Origin of the sequence: Streptomyces sp. Tu6071, assembly GCF_000213055.1 — a bacterium.
In the GTDB taxonomy this organism is placed as follows: domain Bacteria; phylum Actinomycetota; class Actinomycetes; order Streptomycetales; family Streptomycetaceae; genus Streptomyces; species Streptomyces evansiae.
In genome coordinates this window covers 3,843,395-3,855,859 of the sequence record NZ_CM001165.1, presented here as the reverse complement: position 1 = coordinate 3,855,859, position 12,465 = coordinate 3,843,395, and the positions used below count along the sequence as shown (strand labels likewise).

At 72.5% G+C, this 12,465-nt stretch carries 6 protein-coding genes; 3 read left to right on the top strand and 3 right to left on the bottom strand.

The annotated features are described in order from the left end of the window. Positions 1–33 precede the first annotated feature (33 nt). The 3 genes from cydB to hisC all read right to left on the bottom strand — a co-directional run bounded on the left by cydB (position 34) and on the right by hisC (position 6,090). On the bottom strand, positions 34–1,035 hold the full coding sequence (gene cydB, locus STTU_RS15900) for a cytochrome d ubiquinol oxidase subunit II (protein ID WP_007824638.1): 1,002 nt from the start codon (positions 1,033–1,035) through the stop codon (positions 34–36). A gap of 21 nt (positions 1,036–1,056) precedes the next feature. Beyond that, positions 1,057–2,676: a cytochrome ubiquinol oxidase subunit I gene (locus STTU_RS15895; RefSeq protein ID WP_043255339.1), complete on the bottom strand. Its 1,620-nt coding sequence runs from the start codon at positions 2,674–2,676 to the stop codon at positions 1,057–1,059. A gap of 2,328 nt (positions 2,677–5,004) precedes the next feature. Next, the gene (gene hisC, locus STTU_RS15890; RefSeq protein ID WP_007824634.1) at positions 5,005–6,090 is read right to left on the bottom strand and encodes a histidinol-phosphate transaminase; all 1,086 of its coding nucleotides are present in this window, start codon (positions 6,088–6,090) and stop codon (positions 5,005–5,007) included. 564 nt (positions 6,091–6,654) lie between these two features. Here hisC and STTU_RS15885 point away from each other — a divergent pair. From STTU_RS15885 to STTU_RS15875, 3 genes are all read left to right on the top strand, one after another. Next, positions 6,655–7,782 (top strand): LacI family DNA-binding transcriptional regulator, encoded by a 1,128-nt coding sequence (locus STTU_RS15885; RefSeq protein ID WP_078518986.1) that lies wholly within the window; start codon positions 6,655–6,657, stop codon positions 7,780–7,782. 1,964 nt (positions 7,783–9,746) lie between these two features. Next, complete coding sequence (locus STTU_RS15880) at positions 9,747–10,895, top strand: metallophosphoesterase family protein (protein WP_267881227.1); 1,149 nt, start codon at positions 9,747–9,749, stop codon at positions 10,893–10,895. A 541-nt stretch (positions 10,896–11,436) separates the two neighbouring features. Further along, positions 11,437–12,363 (top strand): hypothetical protein, encoded by a 927-nt coding sequence (locus STTU_RS15875; protein WP_007824626.1) that lies wholly within the window; start codon positions 11,437–11,439, stop codon positions 12,361–12,363. Positions 12,364–12,465 lie beyond the last annotated feature (102 nt).

Below are 12,465 nucleotides of genomic sequence, written 5' to 3'. Positions count from 1 at the left end.
ACCGGGTCGCCGGCCGACGGCCCCGCACCGGTCTCAGTGCGCGCGGGCGATGTGCTGCGTCCCGATGCGCTTGCGGAAGACCCAGTACGTCCAGCCCTGGTAGAGCATGACGAGCGGGGTCGCGACGGCCGCGCACCACGTCATGATCCTGAGCGTGTACGGGCTCGACGAGGCGTTCTCGACGGTCAGGCTCCAGTCGCCGTTGAGCGAGGAGGGCATGACCGCCGGGAAGAGGGTCAGGAAGAACATCGCGATCGTGACGGCGATCGTCACTCCCGAGAGGGCGAAGGCCCAGCCCTCGCGCCCGCGCAGCGTGGCGAGGAGCGCGAGCACGAGCGCGAGCACCGCGACCACGAGGGCGACGAGGCTCTTGCCGTTCCCGCTGTCGGCCTGGGTCCAGGCGAGGAAGCCGAGCGCGAGTACGGCGGTGACGAGCCCGAGCCGGAGCGCCAGGGCGCGGGCCCGGTGCCGGATGTCACCGGCGGTCTTGAGCCCGGTGAACACCGTGCCGTGGAAGGTGAAGAGGCTCAGCGTGACGAGCCCGCCGAGCAGCGCGTAGGGGTTGAGGAGGTCGCCGAGGCTGCCCACGTACTCCAGGTCGCGGTCGATCTTCACCCCGCGCACGATGTTCGCGAAGGCGACGCCCCACAGGAAGGCGGGCAGCAGGGAGCACCAGAAGATGGCGTGTTCCCAGTTGCGCTGCCAGCGCTCCTCGTCCCGCTTGTGGCGGTACTCGAAGGCGACGCCGCGCACGATGAGGCACAGCAGGATGACCAGGAGCGGCAGGTAGAAGCCCGAGAAGAGCGTCGCGTACCACTCGGGGAAGGCGGCGAAGGTCGCGCCGCCCGCCGCGAGCAGCCAGACCTCGTTGCCGTCCCAGACCGGGCCGATGGTGTTGATCAGGACCCGCCTCTCGGTGCGGTCCCTGGCCAGCAGCTTCGTCAGGACGCCGACGCCGAAGTCGAAGCCCTCCAGGAAGAAGTAGCCGGTCCACAGGACGGCGATCAGCACGAACCAGACGTCGTGGAGTTCCATGGTCGTTTCCCTCCTTCGGGCTCAGTAGGAGAAGGCCATCGGCCGGTCGGCGTCGTCATCGTTGTCGTCACGCGCGTCCTCGCGGGCCGCGTCACGGTCGTCCCCCGGCGAGCTCTCCGCCGTGTCCCGGCCCGTACGGGCCGGTCCGGGCGGGCCGCCGATGCGCGTGGGCGGGTGCAGATCGGCCTCGGTGAGTTCGGGCGGCCCGGCCTTCGCGTACTTCACCAGGAGCTTGGACTCGATGAAGGCGAGCACCGCGTACAGGAGCGTGAAGGCGCTCAGCGAGATGATCACCTCGGCCTGCGAGACGCCGGGCGAGACCGCGTCGGCCGTCTTGAAGAGGCCGTACACCGCCCAGGGTTGACGGCCCGTCTCGGTGAAGATCCAGCCCGCCGAGTTCGACAGGAGCGGGAAGCACATCGTGGCGAGTGCGGCGAGCCAGAAAAGCTGTGTGAAGCGGGGGCTGAGCACCTTGTCCCGCCACAGCACGAGGTGCGGGATCTCGTCCTCGGCGACGCGCAGGTGCTGCGGCAGCATGAACTTCTTCCTGGTCAGCCACAGGCCCGCGAGACCGAGGGCGAAGGATGTCATGCCGAAGCCGATCATCAGGCGGAAGCCCCAGAAGGCGACCGGGATGTTGGGCTTGTAGTCGCCGGGCCCGTACTTCTCCTGCTCGGCCTTGTTGGTGTCGTTGATGCCGGGGACGTGCGAGGTGAAGTCGTTGTCGGAGAGGAAGGAGAGGATGCCGGGGATCTCGAAGGCGACACTGTTGTGCCCCTTGTCCACGTCCCCGTAGGCGAAGATCGAGAACGGCGCGGCGTCCTGGCCCTCCCACAGCGCCTCCGCCGCCGCCATCTTCATGGGCTGCTGCTTGAACATGACCTTGCCGAGCGAGTCCCCGCTGATCGCGGTGAGCAGACCGGCGACGACGAGCGTGACGAGACCGAGCCGCAGCGAGGTCTTCATCGTGGCGATGTGCCGCTTGTCGTGCTTCGCCCGGCGCTTACGGCCCAGGTGCCACGCCGCGATGCCCACGATGAAGGCGCCTCCGGTGAGGAAGGAGGCGGCAAGCGTGTGGAACATCTGGGTGAGGGTCATCTCCTGGGTCAGCACGGCCCAGAAGTCGGTGAGTTCGGCCCGTCCGCTGCCCTTGTTCACGCGGTAGCCGACCGGGTGCTGCATCCACGAGTTCGCCGCGAGGATGAAGTAAGCGGACAGGATCGTGCCGATCGACACCATCCAGATCGTCGCGAGATGCAGCTTCTTCGGCAGCTTGTCCCAGCCGAAGATCCACAGGCCGATGAAGGTCGACTCGAAGAAGAAGGCGATGAGCGCCTCGAAGGCGAGCGGCGCCCCGAAGACGTCCCCGACGAACCGCGAGTAGTCGGACCAGTTCATGCCGAACTGGAACTCCTGCACGATCCCGGTGACGACCCCCATCGCGATGTTGATCAGGAAGAGCTTCCCCCAGAACTTCGTCGCGCTGAGGTACTTCTCCTTGCCGGTACGGACCCAGGCCGTCTCCAGGCCGGCGGTGAGCGCGGCGAGCGAGATGGTCAGGGGTATGAAAAGGAAGTGGTAGACGGTCGTGATGCCGAACTGCCAACGGGCCAGCGTCTCGGGCGCCAGTGCGAGATCCACGAAATCCTCCTCGCTTCGCTGATCTCTGTGCACGCGGTGGACACCGTGGGCACAGCCTGATCCCGCCCTCACGACTCCCGATTGGTCCGCATTCGCCCAGGGCAAAGCAGCCCCAACCGGGACGCGCTTGTGAAAGCGTTCACATTCACAAGCATTATGTCCCACGGTCGTTTCATACGAACAGGGGGTCCCCGGGGTGAGGGCTTCGCGTGGTGGTGATTTAGGGAATTACACGCTTGCTTTTGTACCGATTAGCGGCTTTTGCGGTGGTGTTGCAGGCCGATCTGAGGCCCGAAACCGGGGGCTGTGACGTCCACTACAGCGGTACGGAGCGCTCCGCTCCTGGGCAGGGGCCGAGGGGGGCGGGTTCTGGCGAAGGGGCGGGGCGCTTGGTACGGGGGGCGGGTTCGCCCTCGCCCTCCGTACGCGTCGAGGGAGCGGGGGTGCCTGGTCCGGGGGCGGTGGCCTCGCCCCGGAGGGGCCGGGCGGCGCCTCGCCGGGAGGGGTCGGGGGCGCCTCGGCCGGAGGGGTCGGGGGCGCCTCGCCAGGAGGGGACGGGGGTGCCTCGGCCGGAGGGGCTCTCGGGGGCGCCTCGCCGGGAGGGGACGGGGGCGCCTCGGCCGGAGGGGCTCTCGGGGGCCGGGGGCATCTGGTGGCCGGAGGGAGTCGGAGCGGCGCGCGTGCGGGGGCGGCTTCGGTCCGTTCTCACACTTCGCCCGCGACGCTTGTCGCGGCCGGCGTACGTGTGGGGGCGGCTTACGCGCTTATCGGCGGGGGGCTGGTCTGGCTCGCGTACGTACGTGCCGACGGGGCCTCGCCGTGGGGCGGGGGCGGCCTGCCGGGGGGCGCCACGCATTGGGTGGGCTGGCGCGCTCTGGGCGCAGTGTTGCGGGAGCTAGCCCGGCATTGCGGAACGGACGTGGCCTTACGGTGGCTGGGCGCGGCATCGCGGACCAGGCTCAACACCGCCGGTTTCCCGGGGTGGGCGCCACGTCTGGGGCGGGCTGGCGCTTACGGGCGTGGCGGCGCGGAAGCAGGCGTGCGCACGGCGCAGGCGTGGCATCGCGGAAGCGGCGTGCCGTTCTTGGACGGGCGTGACGCCACGGGGCAGGGCCCCATCGCGAAGCGGGCCCGGCATTGCCGGCGGGCCTGCCCTGGCGGGCGGGCGCTTCGGGCGAGGTGACACTCATGGGCACGGCATGGCGGGAGCTGCGCGCGGCGTCGCAGGGACTGAGCGCGGCATCGCGGGTGCGGGCGTGCCGTCTCGGGCGGGTGTAACGCTACGTGGCGGGGCGACCTCGCGGCTGGGCGCGACGTCGCAGGGGCTGAGCACGGCATCGCGGACCAGGCTCAACATCGTTGATCACCTGCCGGGTTGGGCGTCGCGTCTGGGGCGGGCTGGCGCTTACCGGCGTGGCGACGCGGAGCAGACGTGGCGACGCAGGGCGGGTCCACATCGCCAAGCGGGCACGCCATCGCTGGCGGCCCGCCGAGGTGGGCGGGCCCCGCAGGTCGGATGGCACTCATGGACGACATCGCGGGGGCTCGGCAGACATCGCAGGGATTGAGCAGCGCATCGCGGACCAGGCTCAACATCGTTGCCTGCCTGCCGGGGTGGGCGTCACGTCTGCGGCGCGCTGGCGCTCACGGGCGTGGCGACGCGGAGCAGACGTGGCGACGCAGGGCGGGCCCACATCGCCAAGCAGGCTCGCCATCGCTGGCGGCCCGCCGAAGTGGGCGGGCCCCGCAGGCCGGATGGCACTCACGGACGACATCGCGGGCGCAGGCGCGACGTCGCACGGATTGAGCAGCGCATCGCGGACCAGGCTCAACATCGTTGGCTGCCTCTCAGATTGGGCGGTCTGGTGGGGTCGCACTCACAGATGCGACATCGCGGCGACTGGCCGCGCCCTCGCCGGGGTGGCCGCGGCATTGCCGGAGCAGGCGTGCCATCTCGGACGGGCGCAGCGCTACGGGGCGGGGCGGCATCGCGGAAGAGGGACAGCATCACGGGAGCGGCCTGGCATCGCGGAAGCAGCCCGACAACGCGAAGGCCGCCCGGCGACGCGGAGGCGGCTCAGCATTACAGAGGCCGCCCGACAACGCAGAAGCAGCGCAGCACCACAGAAGCGCCCCGACAACGCGGGAGCGGCCCGACGACGCGAAGGGCGGCCCCGCACCACGGAAGCAACGCCGCCCCGCGCAACCGACGCCGAGGCGGGGCGGTCGTGGCGTGTGGTGGGCGCTCGGGGGCCGCCGTGCGCCCCCCGAGGGTGGGCCGGCCCCCGCGCGCCCGGCGGCTCCGTCACGTAGGCGGGAAAAGGACCGTCAGCGGTCCAGTTCCTTGCGGTAACTTGCCGCAGCCGACAGGAAGATGTCGTTCGCCTCCGTCTCGGCCACGGTGACGCGGACGCCTTCGCCCACGAAGGGCCGCACGACGACGCCCGCGCGCTCGCAGGCGGCGGCGAAGTCGAGGGTGCGCTCGCCGAGCCGGAGCCACACGAAGTTCGCCTGGGTCTCGGGGACGGTCCAGCCCTGGGCGCGCAACTCCCCCGCGATGCGGGCGCGTTCGACGACGAGGGCGTCGACGCGCTCCAGGAGCGCCGACTCGGCGGCGAGCGAGGCGACGGCGGCGTCCTGCGCGAGCTGGCTCACGCCGAAGGGGACAGCGGTCTTACGGAGCGCGGCGGCCACCGGCTCGTGCGCGATCGCGAAGCCGATCCGGAGCCCCGCGAGACCGTATGCCTTCGAAAAGGTCCGCAGCACGCACACATTGGGGCGATCCCGGTACAGCTCGACACCGTCCGGGACCTCCGGATCACGGATGAACTCCCGGTACGCCTCGTCCAGCACCACGAGCACGTCGGAGGGCACCCGGTCGAGGAAACGTTCCAGCGCGGCCTTCCGTACCACCGTCCCCGTCGGGTTGTTGGGGTTGCAGACGAAGACGAGCCGGGTCCGCTCGGTGATCGCCGCGAGCATCGCGTCGAGGTCGTGCTCCTCGTCGCCCGTGAGCGGGACCTCGACGGCCTTCGCCCCGCTGATCCGGGTGATGATCGGGTAAGCCTCGAAGGAGCGCCAGGCGTAGACGACCTCATCACCCGCCTGAGCGGTGATCTGGAGCAGTTGCTGCGCCACGCCGACCGAGCCCGTACCCGCAGCGAGGTGCGAGACCGGTACGGCGAAACGTTCCGCCAGCGCCTGTACGAGACCCGTCGCCGCGAGGTCCGGGTACCGGTTGAGCGACCCGGCCGCGGCGAGCGCGCTCTCCATGACCCCGGGGAGCGGCGGGTACGGGTTCTCGTTGGACGACAGCTTGAACGCCGGACCGTTCCCGCCTGCCGCCGCCTTGCCCGGCACATAGGCCGGGATGTCGTCCAGTACCGCTCGCAGTCTGGGGTTCGTACCGCTCACCGCGGGACCTCCTTCTGTACGTGCCGGTATTCCCGCGCGGCCCGTGCCGCCCCGGGAAACGGGCCCCGAGCCTCCCGGCCGGCTCGGGGATCGCCCACCGCCGCCGGGCCGCCCTCGACGCGCCCGTCCGCATATTGGACACCGTGGAGGGCGCACCCGGTAGACGCCCAGCGCATGAAATGACCCACGCGCCCCCACCTTGACGCGGGCGCCCTCACCTCGCCTCCCGGGAGAGGTGCCGTCGGCCGCCTTCCGGGGGAGACGAGAACCGAGCCGCCCGCCGCGCTCTCCCGTGGCGACCGCCGGGGGGCGCACGCTCATCTGCGTGCGCTGCTGGCTGGCGCCGTGGCGCGCGTCGCCCGTACAGGTGAGCCGCACCCCCGTGGCGGCCCCCACAGAGACCCGGCACACGACCGGCCGACTGGCGAGTAACTAGCCCGTATGCGGATAACTTCCTTGCAATACAAGGCTTTTGACGGTGTGTCACCTTGCAGAAACGTGACATCACAGGTCTGCATATGCACCCGCCGTACCCACCTGACAGACCCCTACTATCGGCAACCCATGACAGCAGCAGGGAAGCAGCAGGTGAGCCGAGCCGAAACTCCCCGCAGGGGCAAACGGTCCGGACGGCCGGGAATCCGAGATGTGGCAGCGGCGGCGGGGGTCTCGATCACGACCGTCTCCGATGCTCTCAACGGCAAGGGCCGTCTCCCCGACATCACCCGCCACCATGTGCGGGAGGTGGCCGAGCAACTGGGCTACCGCCCCTCGGCGGCGGCACGCACACTCCGTACGGGCAAATCGGGCCTCATCGGCCTGACCGTGACCACGTATGGGGATGAACCTTTCACCTTCACGGAATTCGCCTACTTCGCCGAGATGGCGAGAGCGGCGACCTCCGCCGCGCTCGACCGGGGCTACGCCCTCGTCATCCTGCCGGCGACCTCACGCCTGAGCCCGGTGGACGTGTGGTCCAACGTGGCGCTCGACGGCACCGTCGTCGTCGACCCGGCCGACCACGACCCGGTCGTCGCGGAACTCGTGCGGCAGGGGCTGCCGGTGGTCTCGGACGGGCGCCCGGACGGCACCCTCCCGGTGACGGCGTGGGTCGACAACGACCACGAGGCAGCGGTCCTCGGCATACTCGACCACCTCGCGGACTCGGGAGCGCGCCGCATCGGCCTCCTCACCGGGACCACGACCGACACGTACACCCGGCTCTCCACGACGGCCTACCTCGACTGGTGCCGCCGCGTGGGCCAGGACCCCGTCCTGGAGTCGTACCCGGCCCACGACCCCTGCGCGGGCGCGGTCGCCGCCGACCGGCTCCTCGCCCGCCCCGACCGCCCCGACGCCGTCTACGGTCTCTTCGACCCCAACGGCACGGATCTGCTCGCGGCGGCGCGCAGGTACGGGCTCCGCGTCCCCGAGGACCTCCTCCTCGTGTGCTGCAGCGAGTCGACGGTCTACGCCTCGACCGAGCCACCCGTCACAACGCTCTCGCTCAAGCCGCGCCGCATCGGCACGGCCGTCGTCCAGCTCCTCATCGACGCGATCGAGGGCATCGGCGCACCGCACCAGCTCGAACGCGTCATCCCCACCGAACTGATCATCCGCACCTCCTCCCAACGCCGCTCCCCCCGCACGACGGTGAGCCCACCACGGGAGTCGGGGGAGGGGGCGGGGTAGCGGCGGGGACGCCGGGGCGGGGCCGAGGGGCGTTCCGGGGGCTTCCCGGGGGCGCGGCGTTGGGTGTCGTGGCCCCGGGGTGCGGCTCGGGGGCGTGTGGCGCTCCTGGGGCGGGGTGGGCCGGGTGAGGCGGCCTCGGGGGCTGCGCGCTTCGGGGCTGCGCGCGTCGGGGGCTGCGTGCTTCGGGGGCTGCGTGCTTCGGGGGCTGCGTGCTTCGGGGCGAGGCGCGGTGAGGCGGCCTTCGAGGCGTGGCCTCGTGGTCGGGGCGGCTTACGCGGCGCCTTGGCCACTTGGAGCGGTACGGCGCGGGGGCGCGGCCCGGAGCGGCGGCTTCCACGCCGTGGCTTCGGGCCGGGCGCCTTGGCCACCGCGCGCAGTACGGCCTCGGACGCGACCTGGGTGAAGCGGCTTCGACGTGGTGGTGACCGCGTGCTCGGGGTGCCTCCCGGGGGGCCACCGGACCGGTACGGCTTCGCGAGGCGGCGTCAAAGCGGGCCTCGGGCTCGCGGTCCCGCCTGCGACACCGTGGCCACGAGGGTGACGACGCACCAAGGGCGGTGTCCCTTCGGGCACGGCCCCGAGAGGCAGCCCCGAAGCGCGGCGTCGGGACGCGGCCTCAGGAATCGGTAGCCACCCAGGGCGCCTTCGGCCAGGAGGGCGGTACGGGCTCGTCAAAGCGGGCCTCGGGCTCGCGGTCCTCCCCGCGACACCGTGGCCTCGGAGGCGGCGTCGCCCCGCAAGCCGTGCTCCTTGGGGCGCGACCCCGAGAGGCAGCCCCCAGTGTGGCGACGGGACGCGGCCTCGGAATCGGGGGGCCGCCTAGGGCGCCTTGCGCGGTACGGGCCCGGAAGGCGACGTCAAGGCGTGGCCCCAGGGACACCGGTCCTCCCCGAGGCAGCGTGGCCACGGACGTTGTCGCCCCGACGGCAGGACTCCTTTGGACGCGACCCCGAGAGGCTGCCCTTGGGCGCGACCTCGGGCGCGGCCTCGGGGCCAACCGTCCTCCCGGGGCCACATCGCTTCAGAGGTGGCGCGGCCGGGGAGGCGCCCCGCTAGGTGCGCCTTCACGGTGCGGCAAGCCTTCACGTCGCGGCGTCAAAGCGTGGCCTCGGGACGCCGGTCCCCTCCGAGACACCCTGGCCACGGATGGCGTCGCGCCGACGGCAGGACTCTTCTGGGCGCGACCCCGGGGGGCTTCCCTCGGGGCCAGCCGCCCTCCCGGGGCCACAGGCGCCCCGCTAGATGCCTTCACGGCGTGGCGTCGCGGCGTGGCCTCGCGGCGTGGCCCCGGGAGGCCGGTCCTCCCCGAGGCACAGTGGCCACGGACGTGCTCGCCGCGACGGCAGTACTCCCTGGGCGGGGACCCCACCAGGCAGCCCCCAGGGCATGGCCTCGGGCCAGCCGTCCTCCGAGGGCCACATCGCCCCAGAGGTGGCGCGGCCCCGGGACGGGCCCCGCGAGGTGCCTTCGAGACGTGGCGTCGCGGCGTCGCGGCGTGGCGACGTCGTGGCGTGGCGACGTCGTGGCATCGCAGCGTGGCCTCAAAGCCGGTTGCCCCCGGACCTTCATCCGTCTCCACGCCCCCAGAGCGCCCCGTGGTCCCCAGCCACAGCCGCCCCCCGAGACAGGCAGCGCACCGGCAAGCGGCGGCACTGGGGGTCACGACGAGTCCGGAGCGGCGCTTCAGGCCCCGTTGCGGTTCCGGGCTTGCGTCGCTCCCCGCCGTCCTCCCCCTCGTGGGTACTCCCTACGGGGGACCGGTTCCGCGTCCCGGCAGGGCGTTTCCGGGGCCGGGACCGGCGCCGCGCCCCGCCATTTCGGCGCAAAACGCCGGGCCGGGGTGGAGTGCGGCGGGATTCACCACCCTGATGCGTCCCACACCCCGCACCGCATTCCTATGATGGGCGCACGACACCGAGGGCCGCTGCGACCGAGCAGTCCGGGCGGTGGGGAGCGGCGCGATCGTGGTGGAGGGGTCAATGACTCAGGGGGCCGGTCAGGGACCCGCGGAACGAACACCGATGGTGCGCGACTTCCGCGTCCCCGCCTACATGCCCCAGCCCGAAGCCTTCGCGGACGGGGCGGAGCCCTATCCGGGCGAGGGCGACAGGTACGCGGACGCGGCACAGGCGTACGCGGAGCGCCAGGCCCCCGAGGCGGCCACGCCGTCCGAGGCCGCCCCGCCCGCCGGTCCCGGGGCCCCCGTGGACGAGGACTACACGCCCACCCAGCGCGATCTGCCGGTCATCGGCTCCCAGCCGGAACCCGCGCCGCAGCCGCCCGCGAACGGCCCCGGGCCGCTCTACGTCGTCGGCGACGTGCACGGATACCTCGACGAGTTGGTCGCCGCCCTCCAGGAACAAGGGCTCCTCGACGAGGAGGCCCACTGGGCCGCGGGCAACGCCCGCCTCTGGTTCCTCGGCGACTTCACCGACCGGGGCCCCGACGGCATCGGGGTCATCGACCTCGTCATGCGCCTCTCCGCCGAGGCCGCCGCGGCCGGCGGCTACTGCAAGGCCCTCATGGGCAACCACGAGCTGCTCCTCCTCGGCGCCCGCCGCTTCGGCGACACCCCGGTCAGCTCCGGAGCGGGCACCGCCACCTTCCAGGCGGCGTGGCTCCTGAACGGTGGCCAGAAGACGGACATGGACCGCCTCCAGGACGTCCATCTCCAGTGGATGTCCCGGCTCGACGCGATCGTGGAGGAGGACGAGCACCTGCTCGTGCACTCCGACACCACCGCCTACCTCGACTACGGCTCCACGATCGAGGCCGTCAACGACACGATCCACGACGTCCTCACGCGCAACGATCCTGACGAATGCTGGGACCTCTTCCGCAAGTTCACCAAGCGCTTCGCCTTCCGTGACGAGCGGACGGGCCCCGAGGCGGTACGTGAACTGCTCGACACCTTCGGCGGCTCCCGCATCATCCACGGCCACAGCCCCATCCCGTACCTGCTCGGCGATGTCGGCACCGAGGACGGCGAGGAGACCCCGCGTCCGGTGATCGAGGACCCGCACATCTACGCGGACCGCCTGGCCGTCGCGATGGACGGCGGCGTGACCATGACGGGGACGCTGCTGGTACGTCAGGTGCCCTTCCCGGCCTGACACCCCCCGCCCTGCCCCACCACCCCGCACGCCCCGCGCTGCCCCACCACCCCGCACGCCCCGTACGGCACCCACCACCCGCACGCGCCGTACGCCCCCCCCGGCCATCACCGCGCCGCCCCGGGTACCCGCGCGCCGCACGGCCCCGCACGCGCCGCGCCGAAGGCCCCCGCACGCGCCACCCCGCGCCGCCCCCGCCACCACCCCCGTACGATCCGCGCCGCCCCGCCACGGCCCCGTACCACCCCCACCCACCCGCACTCCGTGCCCGCTCCGGCGCACGGCGATCCCGCACCGCCCCGCGCACGAGCACGCCCGCCGCCCGTACGCCCCTCCCGGCCTGCCCGGACGGGCGCGCCACCCGGCGTGCGGGGGGCGCACGTGCCGCCGCGTCCCCCTGTACGACCGGTCAATTTCCGGAAACACCCTGTTACCCTGCGCCGTCCCCGGCCTACCATCGCCTTATCCGTAGCAGGCTCTCCTCCGCTTCCGCCCTCTGCCCGCACCCAGCGGGCGCCTTGGCCCTACGGAGCATCGGGGGATGCACATGAACAGCGCTCCGCACTTGCTGCCCGAGGACCACCCCGAGTTCGAGCGAGTCCTCGACGAGGCCCTGCGCCAGGCCGTCCCGCGGCCGGCCGCGCCGGACCCCGACGGGCAGTTCCCCGCCACGCGGCTGAAGGCCCTGGCGCTCGGCTCGGCGGGCCTCATCGCCGCCACCGCCGCGCCCGAGTACCGGCATTACGTCAGAGTCCGCGAGGACCTGCGGATACGCGCGTCCGGGGACACCGAGAGGGCCGAGGTACCGGTGCGGGCGCAGGAGGGCGGAGGGCTCGCCGCCGCGCTCGGTGAGGTGACGGAGGCATCGGGAGCCGGGGCCGTCGCCGTGGTCGCCGCGCTCACCCCCGTGCTCGCCGCGGTCGCCGCCGTCGTCCTGCTGCTCATCGGCTACCTGCTGCGGCTCGTGGACAGCGAGCACGTCATCGGCGACGCCCTGCTCACCGCGGGCTGGATCTTCGCCCTCCTCGCAGCCGCCGCCATCCTCGTCGCCGGGGTCGCCCTGCTGCTCGCCGCCCTGCGCAACGGAGCCACCGCGCTCCCCGCCGACCCGCGCCGCGCGCGAACCGCCGAACCCGATCCGGAGGCCGAGGGCGTGGAGCGGGCCCGCGCCGACTGGCGACGTGCCCTTCTGGAGAAGGGATTTCTGCCCTTCTTCCAGGAGCACTTCCAGAACGACGCGGGCCTCCAGGAGCACGGCGGGGAGGGCCCACCGGGCGAGGAGGGCCCCGCGCAGGACGGGCCCGTGCCGAGCCGCAGCGGCGGTGCCTCCCGTATGCCCCGACTCGGCTACCACCGCCCCGGCTTCAGCAGCCCCGAGGCGGACGGTGAGGCGGCCTCCCGCCCCCGGTACTCCAGCCCCGACTTCAGCAGCCCCGACTTCGGCGGCCCGGAACACCGCCCGGAGTGAGCGATGTTTCACGTGAAACATCGCAAGCCGTCGCCCCCGCTCGGGCGGCCCCACCCCACGCCATCCCCCTCGGCACCCGCCCCCGCACGCGGAAGAGCCCGA